Origin of the sequence: Marinobacter halotolerans (genome assembly GCF_008795985.1) — a bacterium.
In the GTDB taxonomy this organism is placed as follows: domain Bacteria; phylum Pseudomonadota; class Gammaproteobacteria; order Pseudomonadales; family Oleiphilaceae; genus Marinobacter; species Marinobacter halotolerans.
Window position 1 is genome coordinate 43,548 of record NZ_VMHP01000002.1, and the last position, 26,800, is coordinate 70,347.

A 26,800-nucleotide genomic window follows, 5' to 3' on the forward strand; every position below is an offset into this window, starting at 1 on the left:
TCTTTGTCGGCTATTTCAGAATATTCTGTTCATTATACGGGATGGTCGCACCGGATTTCATTTTAGCGACCTTAAATCATCCGTCATCCTCAGTGTGCATGCGTGCCCGGCGGGGTATCAATGGGTGCGGGCGACTACGTAATCTGCCATGGCTCTGAGGGTATCGGCCTCACTTCCAAAAGCGTGGAGGCTGGACAGTGCAGTTGCAAGTAACTCGGCCAGATAGTGCCGCGCCGCGTCCACGCCCATTAGTGACGGGTAGGTGGGTTTGCCCCTGGCCTGGTCGGATCCCTGGGGTTTGCCAATAACCGTGGTATCACCCTCAATGTCCAGCAGGTCGTCCTGCACCTGAAAAGCCAGGCCCAGGGTGCGGGCATAGTCCGTAAGGGCGGCGATCTGTTCGGGTTCCGCATCGCGAGCGGTCAATGCACCGATTCTTACGGCTGCAACAATCAGTGCGCCGGTTTTGTGCCGGTGCATGGATTCCAACTGCTCGATGGAAGGCCGCTTGCCCACGGATTCCAGATCAATCGCCTGGCCGCCGACCATTCCCAGATGCCCGCTGGCTCTGGCGAGCTCCTGCACCATCGCAAGACGGGTGGGGGCATCCAGTGCCGGCGCATCCGCCAACCAGTCGAAAGCCAGCGATTGCAGCGCGTCCCCCGCCAGGATGGCGGTGGCCTCGTCAAAGGCGATATGAGTCGTGGCCCGGCCCCGGCGCAGTTCGTCGTCGTCCATGGCGGGGAGGTCATCGTGAATCAGCGAATACGCGTGGATCAGCTCGACAGCACAAGCCGGCAGTAACGCAGCGTCAGTGCTCTGCCCGACAGCCATGGCCGAGGCCATGCACAGGGCCGGGCGCACACGTTTGCCGCCACCGATTACGCTGTATCTCATGGCATCCAGAAGCCTTGCAGAACCCGACTCGGGGGCCATCAGACGATCGGCCAGGGTGGAGTCGACCTCGCGGCGGCACTGTTCAAGAAAGCCGGTAATCGGAACCATCAGGCAGAATCGTCAGGCGAAAAGGGCCTGGTCTCCATGGTTCCGTCGCTGTTCTGAACCAGCTGTTCGACCCTCTGTTCGGCCGTTTTGAGGGCCTGCTGGCATTCCCTGGTCAGCTTCACGCCTCGCTCAAACGCGGTGAGCGACTGTTCCAGCGACAGTTCGCCCCGTTCCAGGTCGTTGACCAGCTTTTCAAGTTCATCCAGTGACTTCTCGAAGTCGGTGATGGACGCAGTGCTTTTTTCAGCGGCCATGCGGGGCCTCCGGTTGTTCGCGGATTTGCGCGGATTATATCAAAGCTTCAGGTGGCGCGCTGCCAGCGGAACTGCCTGTCTTCCAATTTTTGCGCGTTGGGGCCATAGCTTTGTTCGGTGACTACTATCTCGCCCCGATGGCTGATGCTGACAATGGTTGTGGCGCGGGTGCCATAATCCTCGCCCCGGATGAAGGGAGAGGACAGAAAGCGCTCGGTCTCAATACCAACGCCGGTGTCGGGTAGCTGCGGATCGGGTGCGGGAGTGGTGTCCTGAAGTTGACGGATCAGGGCGTCATGCAGCTGGTCTGTCCGCTCCGCCGGCGTGTCCCGCAGCAGGTCACTCACGGCAGTGCGCAGTCTGAGCAGTTTCGGCCAGGGTGTCTGCAGAAGATGATTGCTGAGCCCGAAGATGCCCCGGTGAATCTGGCGCCCGGGATGAGTGTCGCGGTTGCTGAAGTACCATCCTCTTCGGGGATCAACCTGGACCAGATTGAACCCGGAGTACCGGTTGCCTTCGGGCAGCAGGAGGCCGGTCAGAACATCTGCGTCGTGTTTCTGGGCCAGCAGCGGGAGTTCTCCCCGGGACCTTGCCCCGGTGGCAGCACCCGGTTCACGGACGTTGGTCACGGCGGATACCATGCCCGCCCGATTGACGGCCAGCCAGGTGCCCCCGGAGAGCAGATCCCGCCCGGCCAGTACCTCGTCTTCCGCCAGGTCGCTTTGCCACCATTCCATCGGCGCTGTGGGCCGCTGGAAAAACTCATCGCGGTTAGCGGCAACAACCAGCGGAAAGTGTCGGTGCTGGCCTATGGAAAATACGATCAGGCACATGGCTATCAGGTTTCCTGTTCCGGGGACGGTGAGTGGCGCTGCGCCAACAGGCAAGTGAACAAAAGGTCGACGGTGTGTATCATACCAGCCTCTGTTTTCCGGTGCGTATGGCCTGAACGATGACGCTACTACTCCTGATTGCCCTTTACCTCGTTCTGGGCGCCGTTGCCGGTACCCTGGCAGGCCTGTTTGGCATCGGCGGTGGTCTGGTGATTGTGCCGGTTCTGATTTTCAGTTTCGACCTGATGGATTTCAGCGCGGATATTGCGGCGCATCTGGCGGTTGGTACGTCATTGGCGACGATTGTGTTCACGTCTATCAGTTCGATCCGGTCCCACCATCAGCACAAGGCCGTAAACTGGGAGATTGTCCGGGCCATGGCCGTGGGGATTGTGCTCGGCGCTATGCTGGGTGCCGTGACTGCCTCAATGCTTTCCGGTGCCTCGCTGCAGCTGATTATCGGCATTTTCGTGATTCTCATGGCCGTTAAGATGTTTCTGGATGTCAACCCGAAACCCGGGCGCGACGTCCCCGGCCGGCCTGGGTTGGGCGCGGCCGGTGCAGGCATTGGCTGGGCTTCGGCTTTGTTTGGCATTGGTGGCGGCACGCTGACCGTGCCGTTCCTGAGCTGGTGCAATGTGCGGATGCAGGCCGCGGTTGGCACCTCCGCCGCCTGCGGGTTTCCCATCGCGTTTGCCGGTGCGCTGGCTAATATGGCGACCGGATGGAATCATCCTGAACTGCCGTCGCTGAGCGCGGGATTTGTCTACCTGCCAGCGTTCGCGGGCATTGTGCTTGCTAGCGTCCTGTTTGCCAGCGTTGGCGCCAACCTGGCTCACCGGCTGGATGCCCGTGTGCTTAAAAAGATATTTGCCGTGTTCCTCATTCTGGTGGGAATCCGGTTTCTGATCTGACCTACGATTTCAATACTTGAGCCTGGAGTTACCGATGTTGCAGCACCCGCAGATTGACCCGGTCGCCATCTCCCTGGGGCCACTGAAAATCCACTGGTACGGGCTGACCTATCTGGTGGGTTTTGCGGTGGGCTGGTGGCTGGGCCGACTCCGCGCCCGCAAACCGGGCTCACCAATCACGCCCGCCCAGATGGACGATCTGCTGTTTTACCTGGCGCTGGGTGTCATTCTTGGCGGACGTTTCGGCTACGTTGTTTTCTACAATTTCGACGCGTTCCTGGCAGACCCGCTCTGGCTTTTTCGGGTGTGGGAAGGTGGCATGGCATTCCACGGCGGCCTGTTGGGCGTGATCTTTGCCATGTGGTGGTATGGGCGTAAAATCGACCGCGGCTTCTGGCAACTTGCCGACTTCGTCGCACCGCTTGTGCCGATTGGCCTGGGCGCGGGCCGGATTGGCAACTTCATCAACGGCGAACTCTGGGGCAAGCCGACGGATGTGGCCTGGGGAATGGTGTTCCGCACCGCACCGGATTCGCTGGCGCGCCACCCCTCTCAGCTGTACCAGTTTGCGCTGGAAGGCGTTGTGCTGTTCGTGATTCTCTGGTGGTTCTCGTCAAAACCGCGGCCACGAATGGCGGTGTCTGGCCTGTTCCTGCTGGCGTACGGTATCTTCCGTTTTCTGGTGGAATTCGTTCGTCAACCGGATCCTCAGCTGGGTTACCTTGCCTTCGACTGGCTGACCATGGGACAGGTACTATCCTTCCCAATGATTCTCGCGGGCGCTGCCCTGATGTTCATCGCTTATCGGAGAAACGCGGAATGAAGGCCTATCTGGATCTGATGCAGGACGTAGTCGACAACGGCTTCAACAAAGGCGACCGCACGGGCGTGGGCACGCGGTCTGTTTTCGGCCGCCAGCTAAGATTCAACCTGCAGGAAGGCTTCCCGCTGGTCACCACCAAGAAAGTCCACCTGCGCAGCATCATCTACGAACTGCTCTGGTTCCTGCGCGGCTCCACCGACAACAACTGGCTGAAAGATCGCAAGGTGTCCATCTGGAACGAGTGGGCCCTGGAAAACGGCGACCTCGGCCCGATCTACGGTAAGCAGTGGCGCAGTTGGCAATGCCCTGACGGCAGTGTGGTGGACCAGATCAGTGAAGTGATCGAACAGATCCGCACCAAGCCCAATTCCCGCCGCCTGATCGTCTCCGCCTGGAACCCGGCCGAACTGCCGGACGAATCCATCGGTCCCCAGGACAACGTCCGCGCAGGCCGCATGGCCCTGGCCCCGTGCCACTGCCTGTTCCAGTTTTACGTTGCTGACGGCAAGCTCTCCTGTCAGCTCTACCAGCGCAGTGCGGACCTGTTCCTTTTATCGGAAACCGAGAAAAATGCACAGTACGTGATGGCTGCGTAAAATTTAGTTAATTTAATCTATTTTATTTGCGACAGTTGAATTTTGCACAATGCGTTTCTATAGTGTCTCTTATAAAGGAGATACTTCGTGGAAATACGTGTTGTTGAAAAAGCACTTTTAACTGGAAGCCAAATCGACAATTTGGAAATTGGAGCGCGAGAAGTCTCCGGTGCTCTGGTTTTTGATGATGAAGGGAGGGTTGTTCAGTACGCCTCGGAGTGGTTGACCACTCTCACAGACCTACAAGCCATTGCCTACACCTCAGCTGAAACATACGCACGAAACATTTCGTATTTCATTGAGTTTCTGAGCCGCAGACCTGAGAACGTCGGTTTGACTGCTGATGAGATGCTTCTGCGGGTTAATTTAACTGTCCTTGAAGACTGGATCATCAGCCAGCAAGAAGTCGCGAGTGTTGATCGATCAACAATCAGAAACCGAGAGGGCTGCCTTCGTTCTTTTTATGACTTTTTTAGCAAGAACGAATATAGAGATCCCATTCTCGAAGAAAGCCCATTTCCTGCTAAGTTCTTAAGCGCTAAACCCCACTTGAAACAAGTCGTCAGTGCAAGCCTAAGTGATCTTGTGGCTCTCATGAACGAGTCGCGATACGAGCGAGAACGTCTTCTCCTACAGTTTATGTATGACTCTGGCGTCAGAATAAGTGAAGTCCAGCGAATCACTTACCGTGACATTCAAGAGGCCATCAAATTTAGTAACTCGGAGTTTGTGTCTTCGAAAAAAATTGAAGCGCCGGTCCATCCCGGCTACGCGCCTATTCTCATACGAGGTTCAAAAGGGCGGGGCAATTCGATCAAGGAGCGATTCACAATCATCACGGCGCCGACACTGAAACGAGTTGCGTCGTATCATGCTTCACCACTTTACAGGCGCTATCAAGCGAAATTCCAAGACCGAAATGATTGTCCTGCCTTCCTGAATTCTGAAGGCAGTGCATACAACGAGAGTTCACTAAGCAAGATGATTGAGCGGCGTTCGAAGTCAGCGCTCAAAAAGAAACTTATTTCTAAAAAGGTTCACGCGCACCTTTTTAGACACGGATCAGCGTACCTCATGCTGCAAGACCCTAATTTGGGGAGCGATTTTCTTGAACGCCTAGTTAATGTCCAAAAAACTCTCGGCCACGCGTTCATATCGACTTCCGAGCGCTACACAAGTATTCCTCTTGATATCTATGACTCAATTGCAGACTCAAGCTCCGGGGGGATGAGGTCGAAAATTGAAAAGATGGCCGAGGTCGTTGAGAGAACCAAGCTCCGGATAAAGTTAGGAGACAAAAAATAATGCCAAGGCAAAAAAGGAAGCGCGCTGATTATCTGGAAAAGGTTCGGCAATGGCTCAACGAAGCCTCTCGAAATCGCGAGATGCTCTACAGCGTGAAACTGACTGACAAATACACGGATGCGCCAATTGTCAGTGTAGAGAAGTTTCTGAAATTGCTTGGGTTGCCGGGCAGCGGTCGAAATATTCTTCGGAGCGACTGCAAGGATGAATTAGAGAAAATTACTGAGTTGATGCGGTTGGAAGGACTTTTAGTCTCGGGCATCTCAGCGAACGATTTGAACCTGATTAACGGTTTAAAACTTCTGCTACAACGACTTGAAGCTGATCCGGCATTGCTTAAAAGGATTCAGGTTTTCGGAAACTCAATTCAAGTCAAGCGACTCGTCCATGCGTTTCCGGAGTGTGAACTTAGCACCTCAATCGCGTCCGGCAGGTCGAAGGATGCGAGTGCTTACTTCAAGGATGTCTTTTCGGTTCGAGTCATGGAGCTTTTTAAAGACGAGGGTATCTACGACTCTACTGATTACATCCCTGTTGTCGAGCGAGAAAGGGGTGAGCCTACCGAAACCTCAGTGGAGAAGTTCAAAAAGGCCAGAGATAGTTCGAAGGTATCATCTGTCGCCGAATTCGAAGCGCTCTGCAAAGAGCCTTTCGACGTTGGCTATTATTTGTGTGCATTGGGAGCTCGAACCGTATCTGAAGCTTCCTCGATCAACAACTTTAGCGCCACATATCAAACCCTTAAGCGATTTTTTTGTGCGCAAGGTTTGCTTGGGGTTGAGCCAGTCAATGAAATACTCAATGAGTATGTTTCGCTTAAGTTTCGAACCTACCTCGAAGATTACGTAGCAACAGGGCAACTCTCGCCCAGTTGGGCAACGACAATGTTGTCATGTTTGCAGATATCTTTAGATCGGTTTTCTGAGCTCCAGGATGCGAGAGACTTCAGTTATATCAAAGCAGCTGGATTCGATACGCGAGGGAGAACGACTGATAGTTATAAACCGTACCCGAAAACACATCGTGACATTGTCGCAGGGGTTCTTAACACGGAGATCCAACGGGTCTGGGATCGTCATACAACGCCTTATGTGAAGACTACAGCTGGCCGCACTTTCGTAAAAGAAACTGCAACCGGCGCAAAAATCAACGGTGACCTGTGTACTGAGCAAAACTTGCATTGGTATTTTGATCAACGACTGGGGTCGCAGCGGATCACGTTTAAGGACCTATCAAGTCTCAGGGGTTCCTCTCCGGATACACTATTCTATAGAGCGGTCAACAATTACCGGAATCGTAACCCGGAATCCCATGCTTCCCTGGAAGACCTCTATGAAGCTTGGGGTGTTCCGAGAGATGTCTATCGCGAAGAGTTGTTCCCCTTTTATATGCGGCTTCTGCAAGTGACGGGAATGAATCCGATGTCCGCGCTGGATCTCGATGTAGATGCATTTGAGCCTCAGCATTCCGCAACTTTAAAGCCTTGCATTCGCTACTGGAAAGCCAGGAGTACGGGAGCAAAAGATCTACACCTTGATATTTTCAACTCCGAAATCACTTGGCTCTCCAAATCACAAGCTGCGGAGGTTGCTGACATCGTTAACAAGGTAATTGCGCTTACTGAAAACCTGCGCTCTCGGCTACCGGCTAATCACGAATTCAAGAACCTACTATTTATCGCAGCCGGAAAGCCGCCAAAAGGATATGGGCAGGTAAAGCGCCTCTATGAAAGCGGCTACGAGAAGATCAGAGAACACTTTGAACGCAGGTATGGTGATGATTTGATCGATGTCGAGACCGGTGAAGTTATCACCTTGGTGGGTACACGCTTTAGGTCTTCCATCGTCAGCGAAATGATTGAAGCTGGAGTATCCATACGAGAAATTCAGCTTATGTTAGGGCATGGCTCCATTACCACGACGCTCACCTACCTAGATCGAATGGATTTCAACAAACAAGCGCGAGTGCAGATTCAAGAGAAGCTCCAAACCATCTATGACAATGCTTGGGTGCCGAAAGAGCCACAGAGTGTTCCAAGCGCAGAAAAGTACCGCGGTGAAATTATTTTCAAAACACCCCTTGGTGGATGCGCGAATATTTTCAACCCACCTGACTTCATCAAGAATTCAAAGAGCTATGACGGCGGTGCCTGCTCGAATTTCAATAAGTGCCTTAGCTGCCCGAACGTGATTATCACTCGCGCTCACCTACCCGATCTTTTTGCACTCCGTAGGGATTATCAGACGGCGTGGCAGCATGGAAAGGTTGCTACTACTCCCTATGGCACTGTGATTCGAGAAAATATCGATATTCTTGAGTCAATTCTCGGTGACGAGTCTGAGTTTGCCAAAAGTGAACTTGAAGAGGCAGAGCTACTCGCTCGATACATTGATTCAGCTGTGAAGATTGACGGGGTTGCAGTATGAAGGTGCAGGCAGTTTGGGACAGCATCAAGAGCTACAAACAATTATCGACAGCGCTTATCGCATTGCATTTGGAGGATCAGCTAGACAAGCGTAAAGCTGATGCGGCAGCGGTGAGCGCCATTCGCGAAATTATGAACTTGGAGGTTTCAAGTGCGTCCCGATTTGAAGACCAAACTTGGTATTTCCCAGAAGCCAGGGAAAAAGCAGCGAAGACCCTGGCATCAACACGATTCACGGTTGCTTTTGACAACTATCAATGCATCCCTAAGCCGATAATCTTTCAAGTTAAGCTAACAGTGCTCATGGCGATGTTACTCCCTCGATCTGAGATTGCCGGAGGTGATCGGAAGCACAGGCCAATGGCCGTGCAGACTGTCGTACCGCTGTTCAGGTCTTGGCTTTCCTATATGAATCATGTGTTTTCACGGATGAATCATGAGTTTTCTAGCGATGTTGTGGGCGATAACTTTCAGTCACTCGAAGCTGTGAAAAGGTCTCATTTTGTTGAGTTCTCTGAGGGATTCAAAACATCCACCAAGACGGCTCGGGTAATTGAGAGAGTGTTCGCTATTTTCCAATCAAAGCGAGTTCATGAGCTGCTGTTTGCTGAGCACTGTTCATTCCCAAAATTGCGTCAGACGAAAGCCGTTGTAACAGAAGCGGTAAAGGACGGTCGCGAGAAAGTTTTGTCTGACCTGGTTTGTGAAAAAGCGTCCGCAATCTCCGGATACATCATTGCTGATTTTCTCAAAAAACTGGATGTCGAGGTTACTGATCAAAAGTCGACAGATCTAATGCGCAATTTCCCATTTGAGTTAGGTTCGGTGAAGCTCCTAGACGTTGATTGGGCCACGATCGACACCTACGCTGCGCTAAGACTGTTCAAGAAAAAGTATCCGTTTGACGTCGCACTGCAACACATCGATCCGTCGAATTTGCTCACTAACAACCATAAGGCGCATTCCTATGAAACTGCCCTAAGAGAGCATTTTGCTGACCGTAGCGCGAATATTGATACGCTTAGTGAGCTTAATCAGTACCTAAATCTGGTACACAAAGCGGCGACTTATATGGTCGGTCAGTACACTGGCATGCGACCGTCGGAGCTTATTGAAGTGCGCTTGGATACGCCCCTGCAAGACTCCTTTGGCGTTCCGTGCATCGTCTCATCAGTTCGAAAGCACCAGGGTTCCGAGCGAGCACTCTTTGACGATAAATGGGTTTGCATTCCAGCGATGGTTGATGCATTGAATGCAGCTCGAATTGTTTCACGCACAAGAGCAAACCCCTTCCTCTTCTCGAAAGCGGAGACCGTAGCTTTCGGTCAAGAGCCCTCCCATCTTTCGCAAAAGGGCATTAAGCACATCCTTCACGAGTATTTTAAACAGATTGTTCCCGAGGAGTATGAATCTGAATCTTTGTACCCCTATGTACTGCGACACACACTTGCCTATCAGCTGTTCAGAGCGGATTTGGGGCTGCCATTCATCAGTCACCAGCTGAAACATTTTGGGAATCTGGTAGGAGCGTTCAGCGTTGCGTCGAATAAAGGATTTTCTGAGGTGACGCTTGGCTATGGCGACATCGGAGAAAAAATCAGCAGTTCAACTGATAAGCGGAAAAGTCTCCGACACAAAGCCGAAATTGATGCGGTCAAGGCGAGCTATGACCCGGATGCAGCATACGCTGGGACAAATGCGGATGAGCACTCAGAGAGGATGATTAAGATCTTTCAAGGTTATCAAGCTGCGGGCTATTCGAAAGAGGAGATTTTCGAAGCAATGGCTGAGCAGGGAATGGCGATAACGAACGTCGGGACCGGGATGTGCTACGGGGGCAAAGCCGAGGATTTCGATGAGAGCTTGCCCTGTATCGGTGGCCTCAGATGCAATCCCGTGCGCTGCAAAAACGCGGTCGTAACCGAGGCCCATATTCCCAAATGGCGGGAAGTTTATACCGAGAATTTGAAGGTCGTTGATCAAGGAGAGGACGGCCCGAATTATGAGCAAGCGCTGGAAGGTGTGAACGAAGCGCGAATGGTTTTAGGGTCACTAGGGGCGCTGAAATGACCGAGCAAGCATTCGATGAAAAGAACGAGCAAGACTTCGATGATGTCACTGAGCGCATCAATGAGGCGCTCCTGAAAATTGCTTCTGACGCCAATATCAGCGCTACGAAGACCAAATTGGCTAGTCTTGCGGGCGTTCACAGAAATACGATTAGAAACCGAGGTTGGCCAGAAGAGAGGCTTCAGGAAATTAAAAGGCAGAGAAAAACTGAAGCAGAACAAAAGAAAAACGCTGATGCTAGCCAGCCCAAACCGGTGGAGGTGCTCACCGACAAGCTTCAGAAAGCACAGTTAGAGATCATGTATTGGTTCAAAAAACACAATGAAGTCATGAAGCTGTATGAAGGCGCCAATGAAAGCGTGAAGTACCTCGCCAAATCCAGGGATAAGTACAAGCGCGAAGTCGAAGCCTTGAAGCAAGACTTAGGTGAGTTGAGAGCTGAATATGAGCGATTACGTGACTTACTAAATACGGTGAAAGACTAATGAGACAGTACCTAGATTTATGCCAACGAATCATTGATGAAGGTGTATGGGTTGAGAATGAGCGCACCGGCAAGCGCTGCCTAACAGTCATAAACGCGGATATGGAATATAACGTCGGTGGCAACCAGTTCCCATTGATTACGACTCGAAAGAGCTTCTGGAAGGGGGCCATCGCCGAGCTACTTGGTTATCTGAGAGGTTATGATAATGCTGCTCAGTTTCGAGCTATTGGCTGTAATACATGGAACGCTAACGCTAACCAAAACGAAGCTTGGTTGAAGAATCCGGCCCGCAAAGGCGAGGATGATATGGGCCGCGTCTACGGTGTCCAGGGGCGGAGTTGGATGACTCCAGAAGGCAAAACCATAGATCAGCTTCGGAAAGTCGTGGATGACTTATCCAGTGGCATTGATGATCGGGGGGAGATCGTTACGTTCTACAACCCGGGCGAATTCCATCTCGGTTGCTTGCGCCCGTGTATGCACACTCACAACTTCTCTCTGCTCGGAGACACTTTGTACCTGACGAGCTCCCAGCGGTCGTGCGATGTGCCCCTGGGGCTGAACTTCAATCAGGTACAAGTGTTCTGTCTTCTGGCGCTAATTGCCCAAATTACCGGACACAAACCTGGCAAGGCATTTCACAAGATCGTGAATGCGCATATCTATGAAGATCAGCTGGAGCTTATGCGCGATGTGCAGCTAAAGCGTGAACCTTACCCATCGCCACAATTCAACATCAACCCAGACATTAAGACGCTCGAAGACATCGAAACGTGGGTGACAGTGGATGATTTTGAAGTAACCGGTTACCAGCACCATGACCCAATCAAATACCCGTTCTCCGTCTGAGCCCCTTTTGGAGGCCCTCTGAGCGTGTTTTAGGCAGAGGTGGTACTTGGTGAAAGGTTTTATGTTTTTAAATGCTTGGGTGTCGTCTGTGAGGTTACATGAGTAAGGAAAAGGGGCAGGAATACCTCGATAGGTTTAACGCATGGTCTGCGTCCATGACGGATGACGATTTTCGCCAAATCGTTTATGGCCCAAAAGGCATCCTCAATCGGCAACAGATCAAAAAGCTAGCAGGGCTGAGCGATCAAGCCGTAAAGAAGAACGCGAAAGTCGTTGAGGCGCTGAGGTTGTTGGAAGATCGACTAAGAGAGCGCGGTGTTCTGCCTCCATTAACCGATGCGGGCGAGAAAGCGAAGTCTGAGCCCAAGCTGTACGACAAAACATCCAAACGATCATCGTCAGACAGTCAGCGGGTGGCAAAGCTGGAGTCCACAAATCACGATCTCCAGGTGCGAATTGAAAAGCTTGAAAAAGAGAATGAGGCGCTTCGCTCAAAGCTTGCCTCGAGTAAGGAAACAGTCGAAGCGGTCAATGATAGCCTTACGGTGTTTACTCAATGCCCGATGAACTGATTCCTTGCGAAGAAACGATACGCGTGACTGCTGTGCCTTTCCGTCGCAGCTTTTCAACTGTAATTCGTGGTGTTCCTGTTCGTGACGACCACTTACTCAAGTCCGCTACTTACTTCGTCTCGGTTATTGCCCCCAGCGCTTATTTACCAGTCGATCCGACTCCGGGGCAGCTCTGGAGAGTGCGCGGCCACAAAACGGTTAATGTGCTTGATCATGGGGCTTATGAAACGAACGAGCATGCATATAAAAACCCTGATGCCTTCGATTTTCAGATGCCGGAAACCGGGGAGAGCTTCATCACCTTTATCAGTAAAGATAAAACCTTTGCCGGTATAGGAGAGTCCAAAGCTCGTCAGCTCTGGAACCGGTTTGGAGCTGACATTCATCGGATACTGGCTGATGGCAGCGGAACAGACTTGAGAGGATTACAGGAAATATTATCGGAGCAGTCCATCAAAGCGCTCTTTGCAGGCTATGACAAGTATAAAAATCTGCGTCATACCGTTTGGATGAGCCAGGCGAAGATCCCTCATGCTGTGCAGCAGCGAATTCTGAAGCATCATCAGCTGGGAACTGTTGATGCAATCAGAAAGAACCCTTTTGAGTTGGTCCACTTTGGACTTAGCTTCAAAGAAGTAGATAAGATCCTCAATGCTATTCACGGCCACGCCTGGGAGCACAAGCGCTACCCAGAGGAACGAATTCAAGCCGCAGTAGTGCAGGCACTCAAAGATTGCATGTCAGACGGCAGCACTTGGCTCAAGGTCAATCAGGTAAGGAACCGGGTTTTCAATTACTTGAAAAATGAGGCCCTTGGCGAGAAAGGTATTCAGTGGCTCAAGAATGCGCCCGGTGTTGCTCTTTACCATGACGCGGATGATCGTCTTCATCCCACCGCTACTGCAATACAAGAGCTTGCTGTTGCGAAGCGCATCAATCATCTCTCGGCCATACGAACACCTCTATCAGAGGCCAATGAAGCTATCGTGGATGATGTCTTAAGGCAACTACCTTACGAGCTTGCGGAGAAGCAAAAGCTGGCCATTATGACCAGCCTTTCGGAGGGAGTGAGTTGCATCACCGGCGGGGCTGGAACCGGCAAAACTACGGTGCTTTCCACTTTTCTAAAAGCCGCAGAGCAAATGGGCTATGGAATAAATGCGGTCGCCTTGTCAGGGCGCGCTGCTATGAGGCTGCATGAGTCTATCGGGTATCTTACGATGACCATTGCTCGCTTCTTGAGGGAGGAGCCAGTGGCATGCCCGGAAGGCTCCAAGGCCCTGTTGGTTATTGATGAAGCATCTATGATAGATCTCCCGACGATGTTCCGCATCATTAATCACGTAGACCCCGCGGTTAAGATCGTCCTCACTGGGGACCCTAGCCAGCTGCCACCGATTGGTGTCGGAAAGGTTTTGCATGACCTGGTGCTATCCGATCGCGTTCAAAACACCACGTTAGATATCGTAAAGCGCCAGAAGGGAAGCACCGGAATACCGCAGTACTCTAAGCTAGTCAATGCAGGTGAAGTCCCGGCCTCCCTTAGTGCCGGGAGTATTCATTTTCACGAAGTTGCAGACACTGACTTAGCGCTCAAAAAAGCGATTGACCTTTATCTGATCAAGCCTGCTGAGTCTCGAATTATTGCGCCAACACGCAAGCTCGTCGGGGAGGCGAATGAGCTTATTCAGGACAATGTAAATGGCGACTCTCCTCTGATGAACTTTAACTTGGAGGGAGAAGATTATTTCCTGAAGTTGAGGCTCCACGACCAGATTCTTTTCACTCAAAACCACCCCAACTCGGGCGTTCAGAATGGATCCCTTGGTAAGCTAATTAGTGTTGATCAGGACGAAGACATCGTTGGGGTTGTTAAGCTTGATACCGGCGCTACAGTCGACATTGCGGGGGATTTGCTGGACGCTATAGAGCTTGGTTACGCCATGACATTGCATAAAGCCCAGGGTAGTCAGTTCTCCCGAGTAATCGTGTTGTTGAAAGAGGTGAAGATTCTGGATCGAAGCTGGCTCTACACTGCATTAACGCGGGCAGAGACAGAGGTCCACATTATTGGCACCTCGGAACTCTTTAAAAAGGTTACGGAGGCTCCCCCAAAGGCATTCAGACGCAAAACAATGTTGACTAGGTTAATCGATCACTTGCCTGAACTAAAACCAAACGGCGGTTCCATCTTGTACAGCTGATCAACCGTGGCGATCATATTGCTTCTTCGCGAGCTTGCTCGCGGCCAGCATCTAGACCAATCTCTCTGTAGGTCAAGTCGTCGAGTATCAGTGACAGTAACCGTTTGGCAAACCCATCTTGAGCCCGATACAGGAGCCTTCAGTGTAGTGTCCACTTGTTCTCTAGTGGGCACTATCTATGGACAACGTAAGAGTTCGCCGCCCTTACTGAAAACGTCGCCGGCATGGCTCGGAATTCCAGGCGCGGTTGGGAGCTGAGTGCCAAAATCCTCGGGCGCCCACAATCTCCTTAGCACGTGGCAGCTCTGAGAATTCTCAATCATGAGTTAAGATCACTACTAGTAGAAGCGATCAGTGTTGGGAAAAGGTAGTCGGCGTAATGTCACATGATGAGGGCATCCTTACTGGGTTGGACCGGGTTACAGACGAGCCGCGGTTCATCTCCGAGGTTGTCTCGGGCAGGGCCTGTAAATGCCGTTGTCCGGAGTGCGGTTCTGATCTGGTGGCCAAGAAAGGCCCGAAGATGGCACACCACTTCGCCCACGCTGTTCTTCCACCGGACATTCGTCGCTGCCAAGAATCAGCTCTTCATTTGAGCGCCAAGTTCATAGCGGCCCACGTTATTCGTCATCTGTATATTCCAGAGCGGAACATTCATGTTGCCTCGACCTCTCAAGAGATTGGCATCACCGGTCGATTCCAGCGCAGGCATTTAATGCACACTTTGGGAGCAAGAAATGTTGAACGATTGTCTGGTGCCGTCGAGCCGCTTGTGCCTGAGATATCTCCCTTTCGACCCGATGCTCGGGTCAACACAGCGTTCGGTACCTTCTTCATTGAGATAAAGGTCACTCACGCGGTTCCTCCTGAGAAACAGCAGGCGATGAAGGACCAGAATCTGGCGGTTCTTGAGGTAGATCTTTCAACTACACCTCGACGCGGAATCAGTGAGGAAGCAATTCGTGAATTGGTTACCTTCAACGCTCCGCGGCACTGGTTGTCTTTTGGATGTGATAGTGAGGTGGCACGACTTCAATGGGAACTGGATGAGTCGGTGTGCAAGAGAGAGGCGGCGGAGCACGAGGCACTGATGGAACGGCTCCGTGCAGGCTTGGAAGCGCCCTTACCCGAATTTCTTCGGATTCATCACTATCGCGCTAAGCCCGAGGGTGACAGGTCGGTCATGCTAAAGAATATGCCGGTCACGAATGTTCGCCAGCAAAATGGTTTCACGATGGCCGACCTTCCGGTGGCGAGAAATGTCCTGGTAACTACTGTTAGCGATGACACCTCGATAAACCGTTTGTTTGCCTGGCACGGGTCTATAAAAAAACACCCGCTGACCGTGCTATCTATCAGTGATAGCACGGGCATATACACAGCTTCCCCGAGCGTTCTAAAACGGTTATTCGAGTATCGAGGTAATCTAGACTCGCGAGTATCTCGGAATAGACACGAAGGAATCATTCACCGGTTGCGCACGAACTGGGGAGGTCCATTGCCCGAAACAATCTGGGTTGATGCTTTCAAAGCTTGGCCGGATGGACCGCATGTGCCGTACTTAGAGAATGTGAGTCTCTCCAGGATAAGGCAGAAAAAAGGGTTCACCTTTGCTGATATTCATGAGCTCCAAGATGTGATGGTCGTGTTCGACGATGACCAGCTGTCGATTAATTATCTGTTTGCCCGTCACGCCAAGGTCAAAGGCGGTCCTCTGACGGTTCTCGCGCTTGCCAAGTCTGCGACGATCTTCACCAACGCACGTATTGTTTTGAATAAGCTCCGCCAATATAGTTCCCATTGAAACTGTCATCTAGACGACACTACCTTCGGCTTGGCAGATAATGAATTTCAGTCTTGCCTGCGTAACCGTTCGATGATTTCACCTTGAGCCTGTCGTTGTTGTTGGATCCATGGATTTACCAGTTTGGTACTGTAAAAATCCCTGTTTTAGTTGCACCGATGATTAGAGTTTTCCGCTCGTTAGTGTTTCGCCAGGTATTCCCATGGGTCAGGGTCAGATTACCGGTCGCATACCGACAACCCACTGATTGGGTGCGAATCACTCTCCCGCCTTTTCGTGATGACATATTCCCAATAGCGCACTAAGTTACCCTCTAACTCATCGACAACGGGGTAGGATCAATGCGTAAAGCGAAGTTCAGTAAAGAAGCCATCATTGCAGCTGGTAAAACGCTCCAGTCGCAAGGTAGTGATGTAAGCCCAAACGCAATCAAGCTTGAGCTGGGAGGTGGAAATCCTACCCGGATCAAGAAAGTCTGGGATGAGTATGTTGGTACCGCTGAATCTTCTGACTCGGGGAAATCGAAACTAGAGAGCCGAATTAACCCTGATAATGACCTGGCGTTCCAAATCGACATTCCTGTAAGGCGCGCAGCGTTTGAAGTCGAAACAGTCTTTGAGTCATTACTCCACGATTTGACAGATAAGATACCGGAAAAACTTGATGACTTAGTGGACGTTGAGACGAGCAAGCTGTCGTTCAAGGTCGGTGAACTCAAGAGCAAGCTAAAGTTTGCGAATGAAGACCTTGCTCAAGTGAAGCGATATCGTGCAGAAGAGCAGCGGTTGTTAATGGAAAAAACGAAAGAGAACGCAGAGCTGAAGGACGCAGTCGACCACTTAACAAGGCAGCTCAAAACGCTTCAGGAAAAGCAGTTAGGCTGACCTACAAACTTACTTGTCGAGCTAACCAAATTCGTGACAGTAACCCAGTCCGTCCAGCTGCACTAGCTTCAAGATGGGGTCATCGGACGACTACTTTTCAAGGCTCTGAGAACTGGAAAATCGGTCGTCGCGACGATGAATTAGGTGAGGAGTGTCGGTTCAGCGATTTTTCTTTTAAAACATATAGATAAGTTTTCACCTGATTGCCGCGATAGTAGCTTTAAAGACCAATTTTGTCTCGCGGCCTCGAGCGAAGGACAATAGGAAGTCGTTGACCTGAACGGGTTTTCTGCCAAGCTTTGGGCACCTTCGAATTCAAATGCGAACCGGCGCAAAAGCGTTAATGATGACTCATATTCAAGTGCTATACCTAAATGGATCGACTAATGCCGAACGGCTACCCCCAAGAAGTGACTCGGCGTCTTTTCCTTAGCGGCGCGTTGGTTTTTCTGGCAGTGCTGCCCCCGGTTTTTGCTCTGCTTGGCACGTTGAAGCCGGAAGCGGAGACTCTAGCGTCGTGGTTTCAGAGAAGCGGGTCTTTATCGGTAATATTGGCGGTATTCGCTGAGCTTTCGCTGTTTAAGCTACAAAAATATCCCGGTGTCACCGGTTTAATCGATGCTAAAGACGGTTGGTCATTGTCATATCGAGTTATCGCTTATGCTGCCGGCTTCGTGGGTATCGCTGGTACAGTGATTTGGGGGTATGGTGATATTTTCATTTCATAGGTATAACAACGCCATCAAGCATAGCCGCCCGCAAGGCCGGCGGCTGGACCTCAAAACCTGGCGGTTTTATCGGCCGCTTATTGCTGGCGTTATGATTTTCAGGGAGGAGTAAATTGAATGGGATATTCTAGAAGAAAAGCGAAGAAAAGATATGCAGCTCGATATATGGCTAGGTTAACGTCGCAGGCGTCAAAGTTAGAAACGGTTGAAAGAGAAATAGCAAAGATTGGTGTAGCCCCTGAAGGGAAATATGTTGCAGCGAGCGGTGATGGTGACAGGGCAGATCTTGGAAGCGCAGTGGTTCCTATTTTCAAACAAGTCGATGATGGAAGCCTCCAAATTATTGGTACTGGTTTCTTCATATGTAAAAATGGAATTTTTGTAACAGCTGCCCATGTTCTAAATGAGGCTATTGACGACAATGGCAATCAAAAGTGTGCGATAGTAATTTTTCAGTTCACTGAGAATAATTCATATCAGATTCGAAATTTGATGCGCGGTGTCATCAAAGACAACTCTGATGTTGGAGTTGGTGTGTGTAGAGAAATGAAGCACAACAAAACAGGTGAGTTACTTACTAATGCTGTTCTACCAATCAGCAAAATTGAGCCTAAGGTAAATGACCATGTTTTTACATACGCCTATCCGAATACTGTTCACCTAAAGGGGGAGAAGGAAAATATATTTATAAATCCAAGGTTTTATGAGGGAAAAGTCAGTGAATGTTTTCCGGATGGAAGAGATTCAGTATTTCTACCATCTCGGTGCTATCAGACAAGTATTGCAATCCATGGCGGCGCTAGTGGAGGCCCTGTATTCAATGAAAAGGGGCATGTCGTTGGTATCAACAGTACGGGCTTTAATGATTGTCATGATATTTCTTTTATATCCTCAATTGGAGACATATTTGACTTAAGCATTCCGGGAATAAAGAGAAACCCGGGTGCTGATGAGGAGGCAGTAACCATAAGAAGGTTGCAGCAGCTTGGTCATGTTATAGAGAAATAGATCATAACGGGTTTTTGCATTTGATGCCTGTAAGCGCCGGCCTACGGCCTCCACTCACAGGCGCAACTTTCAAAGGCGTTAGCGAGGAGAAAAGATGATACACACTCTCCCTTGGGAAAGACGGCTTGATGATCTTGCTCACATTCTGGAGAGTTGTGGTTCCTCCTATTTTGATCCAGATAGATTTAGAAGGAATACTAATCAATTTTTGCAAACGTCAAGAACGATTACTTTTATTATACAGAAAAAAAAATCAGAAATTCCTGATTTTGAAAACTGGTATTCAGTAAATGTAGTCGAGCCTTGGCGTGATGATGAGCTTATGAAGTGGGCGAAGGATGCCAGAAATAAAGTAGAAAAACAAGGCGACCTAGATATAAACAGTGAGTTAAAAGTAACTCTTTTTTTCTCATATCTGTCGGAAGAAGACGTTTCCATAGATTGCGGCATCGATGAGCTGCTTAATGCAGGTGTCAAAAAGCTGATTCGTTTTGCCCAAAAGAGTCTTCCTAGTGCTATAAGTGACGCTGCCGCAGTTAAGATAGAGCGAAAATGGGTTACAGAAAAAATCGAAAGCTACGAACTTTTGTATGCGCTAGGATATGTCTATTCGAGAGTTTATGACTGTTGCTATAAATTAGCAAAACATCTTGGCCGGTCTTTTCCTGAGAAGTTGTTGAGTCCTTCAGACGTTTCGAGTTTGCATCAAGATTCTCGAAAAGTGCAAATGGTCAAAATGTCGGACTTAAAAACATATTCAATATCTTATTATCCAAGGAAAATTAGAAGAAACGAGGTTCCTGATAAAATAAAGGATATTTTTAAAGGCCAACGGCTGGTCGCTCCACATGATTTCGACTCGCTGGTTGAGTATTACAAGTCAATGGCTATACTGACTTTCAATCATTGGAAATACCACCAATCGATGACATTTTTGATAGCAGAAGATTGGTCTGTTCAAGATATGATTTCTCCGGTTTATGAGGATCAAGTTGATAAGTACTTTTTCTGGAGACTCATTGAAGAGAAGGTTAGATCCCAAAATACTTACTGCGTCTTAACGATTTCGGAGGCTTGGCTTAGGCAAATAGTAAATAATCAACATCTACCGATCAGGAAAATGCCGATTAAAGGAGAGTTTCTTCAATTAATGGCTTTCGATAGAGAAAACCATAGAGCGTCCTTACATTGGCCGATAGAGCGTGCAACTCCTGATTCAGAGCCTACTCTAGGCCCAGAGAGAATAGACGATATGGATCATGCGCCTCCATATATATTGATACCTGCCATGAGGGGGATGGACATTGAACCAAGTTTTTCGCCGAAGCCTAGATCCAGGCGTCGCTAACAAATGCGCCGCTTACGGCTGGCGTTAACGAGTTTTAGATGATCGGAACCTTAAAAGATCTAGAAGATAAAGTTGCCGAATACTGTGCAAATTATCGGCACCCTGACCTAGAAGGCTTCACACTAGGCCCGCTATACGATTTGTTTCCTGATCAAGCGGGCGGCGCGCTAAATGCAGGGCGCAAATGGAATGAGACTTGGCCAAGCAATGGCCGGGCCGGAGTCTATGCATTTCTCGATGCTGCTGGCGCATTGGTCTATATAGGAAAGTCATCAATGAAGAGCTCGGTTAGTGCGAGATTGAACGCATACACAAGCTACGGTCCCCAGAAAAGCTGCAAACTCAAGCACGATGGTTGGACTGTTCAGCCTCGATATGTGTTCATAATCGGTGTTCCTCGAACAACGTCATTTGAGGCTGCGGCTCTGGAGGAGTTCTTGATCCGCGAAATTCCAACCTCTGATAACGTAAACGGAGTTTGAGAGCTTCGTAAACAAGTCCGTCATCCGGACACCAAAAGCGTATCGCTTTGGGTACCCTCCGCTGCGCTACGGCGTCGGTTACCATCATCGTTAGGAGGCAACTAAGCCATGGAGTTTGCTGTTAATGGATAAGTTCAATACATTGGTCGGTCACCTATTTGGCAAAATCTACGACGAATTCCCGGTCCCTCTTCGAATTAGCCCTGAGCAGTTTCTCAAAGAGACAATCAAAGAAGACGATTTCGAGGGCTCTTTCAATTTTATGGAGTACTTTGAAAGTACAGTGAAATGGCTGGAAACAGCCGGATATATCTGGGTTACCCAAGATCTTTCTGATGATGGGTGTGCAGAGTTCGATGTAGTTCTGAGTGAGAAGGGGTTAGAAACCTTGCGCAGAGTGCCTAAATCGCTGGAGGGTACGGCGTCCATCGGTGAGCGACTTTCGAGCCTTGGTCGTTCCAAGGCTTCAGATGCTGTTAGTACTCTCGTTTCCCTCGCAATCACTAGCGCGGTCAATGGTAGCGGTATTGCCTCTTAATCAGTCATTCCTGTTCGCTACTGGCCTTGCGGCCGTCCGCCGGACGCCCCACTCGGGCGCCGCTTAATATTGGTGTTATAGGGATTAAGGAGTCGTCGTGATCGAATGGGTTTTGGTACTCACGATGCACATCGTTGCAGAGAAGGGTGGCTCTATGCCCGACGTTCAAATGCAAACTGTTGACGGGTTCACTTCATCGGCAGCATGCGAGAACGCGGGCCAGAGAATTGGTAAGGCGTTAATCAAACAGGTCGGGAAACACCGAGATCAGCAAAACATTGATCGGCGTGGTGGGATCGGTTTTCCTTCAGTTTACACTGAGTGCCTCAAAGTCACTAAATAGCCACTATAACCGGGCCATTAAGGTTGTTCCGGGCCGATGGCCTTCCACCGGGCGCCCACGTTGGAAGCCGCTTATTATAGGCGTTACAGGTGAAGAATGGAGATGACACCCGAAGAAGCAGAGAAACAGCTACGGAGAATTCGAGGCCAGCATATAGAAGGACGATGGTCTCAGTTATACCACTTATCGAAAGAATCTGGTGACTCCGCGATACGCTACCTTTTCACAACTAATGCGGGCGGCGCAGTCGCGGTACTTGCATATCTTGGTTCGGCGGCACAGAACGGAGGTGAGCCCTGGCCCGCAAAGATCGCTTTAGTCTGCTTTTTCACAGGGCTCTTATTCATAGGTTTTTATCGCATTCACATAGTTCATCACCAGGAGGGGCTATTTGAGAATTACAAAAAGCTTGTCAGTTCATACTATGAGGAAGATATCGATTGGGGCCAATTGCTTAAAGCCGACGAAGAAAAGGTTGGTAATTCAAAGGCCCCGTATGTGTTTGGTTACCTATCATTTTTCAGTTTTATTTGCGGGTGCATCGCTGGCGCAGTTGGAATTTTTTAGCCCAGCATATAATAAGTGGTTGTAGTTCGTTCCGGCCTGACGGCCTCTACTGGACGCTCTTGTAGGACGTCGCTGAACACCGGCGTTATGTGGTCATTACTCAGGTCTTGTTAAATTTTATTAATGGTGTCAGTCGGCACAGTTACCAGCACAAAACTCTCCGTTTAGAAAATCTGCTATGGTCAAAAATTATCCAGATTTGCGGGGGGTGCCAAAATGGAAATAGGCAAGATCTACAACGTAGTCTTTTTAACTGGTCGCTATGAAATCGAGTATGAAAACCGTGTTAAATGCATCAAAGAGACGCCGAAGTCATATCGTGTTGAGAGATCTGACGGCAGTACAAGGCTGGTAAGGCAGGACTTGATTCGGAACTTAGAAGAAGTGCCTGGCCACACATAATCTGACCATTCACGGCGACGCCCGCTGCATTGCGGTTTTGCCTCCATGCCGCAGGCGCGCATGGTGGCTTGCGTTAATTGTCAAAATCCGAGGTTCTTATGTCTGTTGTTTGGAGAAAAGAGTACACGGTAAAAACACCCGATCATCGTAATTTCAAAGTGTTTGTCTCGGAGACCGATGATGGGGCGATCTACGGTAGTTGTTTATGGTATGAAGGTGACCGTGCACTGAGAGCTCCTGGCGAAAAGAGTGAGGGATTAAGGTTTGATTTGAAGACATTCCACGCATCCTCAGAGGCTGTGGTATACGAAAAAGTAATGTCATGGGTTGTTGAGAAGTTCGGGTCCGATGTTGAGGTTACACCTGCTAATTAACTAGTCGGTCGACCCGACATCAAAAGCGTACTGCTTTTGGTTCCCCCTGCTGGCGCTCCGGCGCCGGCTACCTTTGCGTTACATGAGGTTGAGTTTGCGGGCATATGTGAACAACACGCTGGTTCACTGGACCGATGGAGGACAAACGGATTCCGGTGCTCTTGCGGCACTGACCTCTATCTGAAAAATACGCCAGTTTGGAATGCTAGGAGTAACCGGTCGGCATAGGCCAGACAGCCTTGGATTTCGCCGGCTGATTCGACACCAGCAGCTTGATTCTAGGAAATCTCTCAATCGTTTTGGCGTGATATCCACTTACACTGGACGCATAAAAGCATTCCAGATTGGTAATCCCGCCCATCTCCAAATAGCTCGGTTCAAGCAGGGTTTACTGGACGGTTTGCGTTTATCGGGACACCCAATGGTTTCAATTTATTGAGATCGCACTAAAGTAGTTGCTATCCACCACTCATCAAGAAGCTGAGAGCATAATGAGCAAAGACCTACTTGGGTTCGGGGACAATGACATCAGCGAGCTTGATAGCAAGAAGCACCAGGAGTTATGCCTTCGAAACCCCGGCAATGATCCGGAAGTTACTTTAGAGCAGTGGACGCTTGCACACCTGACTCGTAATGGGCTACCGATCGGATCAGTGGTGTATGGAGTCGTGACGGAATGTCTCACCGACGACTATTCTGTCGGAGACATCGTATGTAGTCCTGGCTTATTGGACACCCCGGAGCATCCTGGACGGCGAATATACGTGACACAGAGACTTCGGTACGAGTGCAAGGGCGCGGGCAATGAAATCACAATCCCAGAAGGCGAATTGAGTGAGAGGTTGCCGGATCCAAACTCCGAATTGGGCGATATCGGGGCTGGTGAGCTATGAAACCTCTGCTATGCCTTGACTTAGAGGGTACATTGATCAGCAATGCCATCTCCCAAATTCCTCGGCCCGGCTTGTACAATTTTCTGACCGAAGTGGCTGTCCTGTGTGACTTGGTTTTGTACACCAGCGTGAGCGAGGATCGTGCTCAAGCCATACAGAGAATGCTTGTTTGCGAGGAAGTGGCGCCTACTTGGTTTGCAAACCTGGACATAATCCGACCAGCCGGGACGCTGAAACCAAAATCAGCTTGTGGTCGCGAGGATGCTTTTCTCCTTGATGACCAGGAAGGTGTCATCGCACCAGGTGAGCATAATTGGTGGATACGGATCAATGAGTACCTGCCACCGTATTACGAGGATGATCGAGCACTCCATCGGGTGCTGGGAGAAATTGAAATACGAATTCGCCTATCCGAGCCGAGCGTCAGAGTCGATCTGGGAGACCTGTGATGCGGCTTGTCTGCATATCTGACACTCACAGCTTGCAAGATGCCATGCCTCCGATTCCCGAAGGCGATGTTTTGATTCACGCGGGCGATTGCACGGGATCGGGATCTTTACCTCAGACTGATGCGTTTACCAAATGGATGGGGGCGCAGCCTCACGCTCGCAAGATCCTAATTGCCGGCAATCATGACTTTTGCTTCGACAAAAATTTGCGCGATCCCGCTTGGTCAGCCTGGTCACGAAACATGTGTGAACAGAATGGAATCACTTACCTTTGTGGAGAGTCAGTATCAGTCGAGGGTATAAAGTTTTTTGGATTTCCTTGGCAGCCGATTTACCGACACATGGCATTCAATGCCTCAGAAGATGAGCTTGAAGAGAGGTTGAAGTTGGTGCCGGCTGATACACATGTTCTCATAAGTCATGGTCCTGCACTGCGTATCTTCGATTACATCCCTGATGAGCGAATGCACGTCGGTAGTCACGCTTTGGCACAGAGGATCGATCAACTAACGCACCTCAAGGCGCATATCTGTGGGCACATCCATGAGTCTTATGGTTTTGCGGTGCGCGAATCAGATGGCGTAAAGTTTGCGAACGCAAGCACCTGCAATGCGCGATACAAGCCTGTCAATCCGCCTATAATTATCGATCTGTGACTCAGCGATTAGGGTCGCATTTGGTTTCGAGTGAGGGAATGCAATGAAGCTTAAGGAAGTCCGCATCAGAAATTTTCGTGGCTACAAGGATGAGATTTCGATCACCTTCGATGACTTAACCACCTTGGTCGGAAGGAACGATGCCGGCAAGTCCACCATCCTGGACGCACTAGACATATTTCTTAACGACGGGGCGCCGGATAAAGATGATGCTTGCAAATTCGGCAATCCAAAAGATCTAACGATCACATGCATTTTCTCTGACTTGCCTGAGTCCGTAGTACTCGATCAGACAGCCACGACTTCTTTTGAGGCAGAATATCTGACTAACCAGCAAGGAATGCTGGAAATACAAAAGACCTTCAATGGTGAACTCGAAAAGCCAAAGCTGAGCTTTTTATATGCAAATGCATATCACCCAACAGACATGCACGTGGCTACTCTGACATCTCTCAACAATACTGATCTGAAGCAGCTGGCGCAGGAGCTCCGTGCTGATACAAGCAATGTTGACAAAAAGGTGAATGCGCAACTCCGTGAAGCTCTGCGAGGTTCGGTGCAAGAGCTGGTCCTTGCCCCTGTCTCGGTATCACTGATGGAAGGAAACGGGAGTAACATATGGAAAGGCATTCAGGCGGCTCTCCCTGCATTCGCCCTCTTCAAATCTGACAGATCAAGCACAGATCAGGACCCAGAAGCTCAGGACCCGTTGAAATCGGCCATTAAGGAGGCTCTAAAGTCAAAAGAGGCAGAACTCAATTTGATAACGGAGCATATTCAACAGGAGGTCAAGAAAATTGCGGATCTTACCCTAGCAAAGCTCAGGGAAATGGACCCTACTCTGGCTTCCACATTAACGCCATCGTTCACGAAGCCTAATTGGAGCAGTCTCTTTAAGGCCAGTATCACGGGCGACAACAATATCCCCATAAATAAGCGTGGTAGCGGAGTTCGGCGACTCATTCTGTTGAACTTCTTCCGGGCCAAGGCACAGAAGGCAATTGCAGAGCAAAGCAAGTCTAGTGTGATCATGGCGATTGAAGAACCTGAGACAAGTCAGCATCCTCGCAACCAAAGGCTGCTCGTATCCGCTCTTACGGAGCTGGCAAGTACTGACCAAGTCATCATGACAACGCATACTCCAATGCTTGCCAGGGTTGTTCCCGCTGACTCCCTACGTTTTGTGACAGAGAGCGAGAATGGCGATAAAGACATCGCCGTTGGCGGGACGGAAGAAACAAACGCTCTAATCGCATCAAGTCTTGGAGTACTTCCGGACCACACCGTGAAAGTGTTTATCGGAGTCGAAGGAAAGACAGATATTCCTTTCTTGAAAAACATCTCTCGTGCGTTAATTGAGGCTGGGGAAGATGTACCTGACCTGGAGCGCTTAGAGGTCGAGGGGGAGGTTATTTTTACGCCATTCGGCGGTTCCGGTCTTGCACTTTGGTGCAACCGCCTGGCAAACCTGAATAGGCCTGAGTTTCACCTGTATGACAGAGATACGCAGCCCCCAGAGCTTCCGAAGTATCAGCGGTACATCGATGAAGTAAATGCTCGCCCAAATTGCTTTGCTACCTCAACAAATAAACTGGAAATAGAAAACTATCTACACGTCGACGCAATAAACGAGGCGATTGCTGATACTGGCATTGACCTCCGGATTGGGCAGCAACCGGAAGACTTCCACGACGTCCCAAACCTTGTGAAGAATGAGTTGAATGCCGTGGCGCCTCAGGGAAATAGGTGGGGCGAGAGTCGCGTTAAAGAGTTTCTGTGTAGTGCTGGGGCGGCGCGCATGACTAAAGCACGTCTGGATGTAGTTGACCCGAATGGCGACATCTTGGCCTGGATGGCGAAAATCAATGAATTCTTGGCTCAAGCGCAATAATGCTACTACACGGCACTGCTCCCACTCTGATAGCAATTCCACTTCACTTCGTTGCCGCAGGTGAACTTGGTCGTTATGCGCAAAGTGATTTCATTT

Annotated in this window: 23 protein-coding genes and 1 pseudogene; 21 read left to right on the forward strand and 3 right to left on the reverse strand. The window is 50.0% G+C overall.

From position 1 onward, the window contains the following. Positions 1 to 117: 117 nt before the first annotated feature. From FPL19_RS10505 to FPL19_RS10515, 3 genes are read right to left on the reverse strand one after another with little or no spacing between them, the layout of a single operon-like run. On the reverse strand, positions 118 to 1,005 hold the full coding sequence (locus tag FPL19_RS10505) for a polyprenyl synthetase family protein (RefSeq protein ID WP_150912526.1): 888 nt from the start codon (positions 1,003 to 1,005) through the stop codon (positions 118 to 120). Beyond that, positions 1,005 to 1,259, reverse strand: coding sequence for an exodeoxyribonuclease VII small subunit (locus tag FPL19_RS10510; RefSeq protein WP_150912527.1), 255 nt, complete (start codon positions 1,257 to 1,259; stop codon positions 1,005 to 1,007). Before FPL19_RS10510 ends, FPL19_RS10505 begins: the two co-directional genes overlap by 1 nt. A 47-nt stretch (positions 1,260 to 1,306) precedes the next feature. After that, entirely contained in the window at positions 1,307 to 2,092 is a 786-nt protein-coding gene (locus tag FPL19_RS10515) for an NRDE family protein (RefSeq protein ID WP_150912528.1), read from the reverse strand. A gap of 119 nt (positions 2,093 to 2,211) precedes the next feature. On the opposite strand from FPL19_RS10515, the gene FPL19_RS10520 reads away from it, so the two are divergent. From FPL19_RS10520 to FPL19_RS10625, 21 genes and pseudogenes are all read left to right on the forward strand, one after another. Continuing rightward, complete coding sequence (locus FPL19_RS10520) at positions 2,212 to 3,006, forward strand: sulfite exporter TauE/SafE family protein (protein ID WP_150912529.1); 795 nt, start codon at positions 2,212 to 2,214, stop codon at positions 3,004 to 3,006. Positions 3,007 to 3,040: 34 nt separating this feature from the next. Then, the gene (gene lgt / locus FPL19_RS10525) at positions 3,041 to 3,829 is read left to right on the forward strand and encodes a prolipoprotein diacylglyceryl transferase (RefSeq protein ID WP_150912530.1); all 789 of its coding nucleotides are present in this window, start codon (positions 3,041 to 3,043) and stop codon (positions 3,827 to 3,829) included. Beyond that, a pseudogene (gene thyA, locus FPL19_RS10530) lies at positions 3,826 to 4,380 on the forward strand (thymidylate synthase); the annotation flags it as partial. The gene lgt and the pseudogene thyA, both read left to right, overlap by 4 nt. A 132-nt stretch (positions 4,381 to 4,512) precedes the next feature. Beyond that, entirely contained in the window at positions 4,513 to 5,730 is a 1,218-nt protein-coding gene (locus FPL19_RS10535; RefSeq protein ID WP_150912531.1) for a tyrosine-type recombinase/integrase, read from the forward strand. Next, positions 5,730 to 8,156, forward strand: a complete 2,427-nt coding sequence (locus FPL19_RS10540; RefSeq protein ID WP_150912532.1) for a tyrosine-type recombinase/integrase — start codon at positions 5,730 to 5,732, stop codon at positions 8,154 to 8,156. Before FPL19_RS10535 ends, FPL19_RS10540 begins: the two co-directional genes overlap by 1 nt. Continuing rightward, positions 8,153 to 10,225 carry a site-specific integrase gene (locus FPL19_RS10545; RefSeq protein ID WP_150912533.1) on the forward strand — a complete coding sequence of 691 codons (2,073 nt, stop codon included), beginning with the start codon at positions 8,153 to 8,155 and terminating at the stop codon, positions 10,223 to 10,225. The genes FPL19_RS10540 and FPL19_RS10545 overlap by 4 nt, the downstream gene beginning before the upstream one ends. Beyond that, positions 10,222 to 10,710 carry a hypothetical protein gene (locus FPL19_RS10550; RefSeq protein WP_150912534.1) on the forward strand — a complete coding sequence of 163 codons (489 nt, stop codon included), beginning with the start codon at positions 10,222 to 10,224 and terminating at the stop codon, positions 10,708 to 10,710. The genes FPL19_RS10545 and FPL19_RS10550 overlap by 4 nt, the downstream gene beginning before the upstream one ends. Further along, positions 10,710 to 11,561: a thymidylate synthase gene (locus FPL19_RS10555; protein ID WP_150912535.1), complete on the forward strand. Its 852-nt coding sequence runs from the start codon at positions 10,710 to 10,712 to the stop codon at positions 11,559 to 11,561. The genes FPL19_RS10550 and FPL19_RS10555 overlap by 1 nt, the downstream gene beginning before the upstream one ends. Positions 11,562 to 11,659: 98 nt before the next feature. Next, positions 11,660 to 12,133 (forward strand): VPA1267 family protein, encoded by a 474-nt coding sequence (locus FPL19_RS10560; protein ID WP_150912536.1) that lies wholly within the window; start codon positions 11,660 to 11,662, stop codon positions 12,131 to 12,133. Then, on the forward strand, positions 12,118 to 14,337 hold the full coding sequence (locus FPL19_RS10565; protein ID WP_150912537.1) for an AAA family ATPase: 2,220 nt from the start codon (positions 12,118 to 12,120) through the stop codon (positions 14,335 to 14,337). The genes FPL19_RS10560 and FPL19_RS10565 overlap by 16 nt, the downstream gene beginning before the upstream one ends. Positions 14,338 to 14,716: 379 nt before the next feature. Next, positions 14,717 to 16,141, forward strand: coding sequence for a competence protein CoiA family protein (locus tag FPL19_RS10570; RefSeq protein ID WP_449806434.1), 1,425 nt, complete (start codon positions 14,717 to 14,719; stop codon positions 16,139 to 16,141). Between the two features lie 341 nt (positions 16,142 to 16,482). After that, entirely contained in the window at positions 16,483 to 17,025 is a 543-nt protein-coding gene (locus FPL19_RS10575) for a DNA-binding protein (protein WP_150912539.1), read from the forward strand. Between the two features lie 386 nt (positions 17,026 to 17,411). Then, a complete protein-coding gene (locus tag FPL19_RS10580; RefSeq protein ID WP_150912540.1) occupies positions 17,412 to 17,753 on the forward strand; it encodes a hypothetical protein in 342 nt (113 codons plus the stop codon). Between the two features lie 117 nt (positions 17,754 to 17,870). Next, positions 17,871 to 18,761: a S1 family peptidase gene (locus tag FPL19_RS10585; RefSeq protein WP_150912541.1), complete on the forward strand. Its 891-nt coding sequence runs from the start codon at positions 17,871 to 17,873 to the stop codon at positions 18,759 to 18,761. 94 nt (positions 18,762 to 18,855) lie between these two features. Then, on the forward strand, positions 18,856 to 20,109 hold the full coding sequence (locus FPL19_RS10590; RefSeq protein WP_150912542.1) for a hypothetical protein: 1,254 nt from the start codon (positions 18,856 to 18,858) through the stop codon (positions 20,107 to 20,109). 38 nt (positions 20,110 to 20,147) lie between these two features. After that, on the forward strand, positions 20,148 to 20,591 hold the full coding sequence (locus FPL19_RS10595; RefSeq protein WP_150912543.1) for a GIY-YIG nuclease family protein: 444 nt from the start codon (positions 20,148 to 20,150) through the stop codon (positions 20,589 to 20,591). A gap of 124 nt (positions 20,592 to 20,715) precedes the next feature. After that, positions 20,716 to 21,129, forward strand: a complete 414-nt coding sequence (locus tag FPL19_RS10600) for a hypothetical protein (RefSeq protein WP_150912544.1) — start codon at positions 20,716 to 20,718, stop codon at positions 21,127 to 21,129. A 439-nt stretch (positions 21,130 to 21,568) separates the two neighbouring features. Continuing rightward, a complete protein-coding gene (locus tag FPL19_RS10605; RefSeq protein ID WP_191965267.1) occupies positions 21,569 to 22,039 on the forward strand; it encodes a hypothetical protein in 471 nt (156 codons plus the stop codon). Between the two features lie 1,665 nt (positions 22,040 to 23,704). Then, complete coding sequence (locus FPL19_RS10615) at positions 23,705 to 24,157, forward strand: NIF family HAD-type phosphatase (protein ID WP_150912547.1); 453 nt, start codon at positions 23,705 to 23,707, stop codon at positions 24,155 to 24,157. Further along, complete coding sequence (locus FPL19_RS10620) at positions 24,157 to 24,813, forward strand: metallophosphatase domain-containing protein (protein WP_150912548.1); 657 nt, start codon at positions 24,157 to 24,159, stop codon at positions 24,811 to 24,813. Before FPL19_RS10615 ends, FPL19_RS10620 begins: the two co-directional genes overlap by 1 nt. A gap of 43 nt (positions 24,814 to 24,856) precedes the next feature. Continuing rightward, positions 24,857 to 26,704, forward strand: coding sequence for an ATP-binding protein (locus tag FPL19_RS10625; protein WP_150912549.1), 1,848 nt, complete (start codon positions 24,857 to 24,859; stop codon positions 26,702 to 26,704). The last annotated feature ends 96 nt before the right edge of the window (positions 26,705 to 26,800 follow it).

What these genes read in the sequence shown, in the direction of transcription:
- FPL19_RS10620 (WP_150912548.1), top strand. Translation starts at nt 24,157, where the DNA reads ATGCGGCTTGTCTGCATATCTGACACTCACAGCTTGCAAGATGCCATG.
- FPL19_RS10515 (WP_150912528.1), bottom strand. Translation starts at nt 2,092, where the DNA reads ATGTGCCTGATCGTATTTTCCATAGGCCAGCACCGACACTTTCCGCTG.
- FPL19_RS10520 (WP_150912529.1), top strand. Translation starts at nt 2,212, where the DNA reads ATGACGCTACTACTCCTGATTGCCCTTTACCTCGTTCTGGGCGCCGTT.
- FPL19_RS10565 (WP_150912537.1), top strand. Translation starts at nt 12,118, where the DNA reads ATGCCCGATGAACTGATTCCTTGCGAAGAAACGATACGCGTGACTGCT.
- FPL19_RS10600 (WP_150912544.1), top strand. Translation starts at nt 20,716, where the DNA reads ATGGATAAGTTCAATACATTGGTCGGTCACCTATTTGGCAAAATCTAC.
- FPL19_RS10550 (WP_150912534.1), top strand. Translation starts at nt 10,222, where the DNA reads ATGACCGAGCAAGCATTCGATGAAAAGAACGAGCAAGACTTCGATGAT.
- FPL19_RS10590 (WP_150912542.1), top strand. Translation starts at nt 18,856, where the DNA reads ATGATACACACTCTCCCTTGGGAAAGACGGCTTGATGATCTTGCTCAC.
- FPL19_RS10615 (WP_150912547.1), top strand. Translation starts at nt 23,705, where the DNA reads ATGAAACCTCTGCTATGCCTTGACTTAGAGGGTACATTGATCAGCAAT.
- FPL19_RS10575 (WP_150912539.1), top strand. Translation starts at nt 16,483, where the DNA reads ATGCGTAAAGCGAAGTTCAGTAAAGAAGCCATCATTGCAGCTGGTAAA.
- lgt (WP_150912530.1), top strand. Translation starts at nt 3,041, where the DNA reads ATGTTGCAGCACCCGCAGATTGACCCGGTCGCCATCTCCCTGGGGCCA.
- FPL19_RS10545 (WP_150912533.1), top strand. Translation starts at nt 8,153, where the DNA reads ATGAAGGTGCAGGCAGTTTGGGACAGCATCAAGAGCTACAAACAATTA.
- FPL19_RS10605 (WP_191965267.1), top strand. Translation starts at nt 21,569, where the DNA reads ATGGAGATGACACCCGAAGAAGCAGAGAAACAGCTACGGAGAATTCGA.
- FPL19_RS10540 (WP_150912532.1), top strand. Translation starts at nt 5,730, where the DNA reads ATGCCAAGGCAAAAAAGGAAGCGCGCTGATTATCTGGAAAAGGTTCGG.
- FPL19_RS10570 (WP_449806434.1), top strand. Translation starts at nt 14,717, where the DNA reads ATGTCACATGATGAGGGCATCCTTACTGGGTTGGACCGGGTTACAGAC.
- FPL19_RS10580 (WP_150912540.1), top strand. Translation starts at nt 17,412, where the DNA reads ATGCCGAACGGCTACCCCCAAGAAGTGACTCGGCGTCTTTTCCTTAGC.
- FPL19_RS10585 (WP_150912541.1), top strand. Translation starts at nt 17,871, where the DNA reads ATGGGATATTCTAGAAGAAAAGCGAAGAAAAGATATGCAGCTCGATAT.
- FPL19_RS10555 (WP_150912535.1), top strand. Translation starts at nt 10,710, where the DNA reads ATGAGACAGTACCTAGATTTATGCCAACGAATCATTGATGAAGGTGTA.
- FPL19_RS10625 (WP_150912549.1), top strand. Translation starts at nt 24,857, where the DNA reads ATGAAGCTTAAGGAAGTCCGCATCAGAAATTTTCGTGGCTACAAGGAT.
- FPL19_RS10560 (WP_150912536.1), top strand. Translation starts at nt 11,660, where the DNA reads ATGAGTAAGGAAAAGGGGCAGGAATACCTCGATAGGTTTAACGCATGG.
- FPL19_RS10505 (WP_150912526.1), bottom strand. Translation starts at nt 1,005, where the DNA reads ATGGTTCCGATTACCGGCTTTCTTGAACAGTGCCGCCGCGAGGTCGAC.
- FPL19_RS10595 (WP_150912543.1), top strand. Translation starts at nt 20,148, where the DNA reads ATGATCGGAACCTTAAAAGATCTAGAAGATAAAGTTGCCGAATACTGT.
- FPL19_RS10510 (WP_150912527.1), bottom strand. Translation starts at nt 1,259, where the DNA reads ATGGCCGCTGAAAAAAGCACTGCGTCCATCACCGACTTCGAGAAGTCA.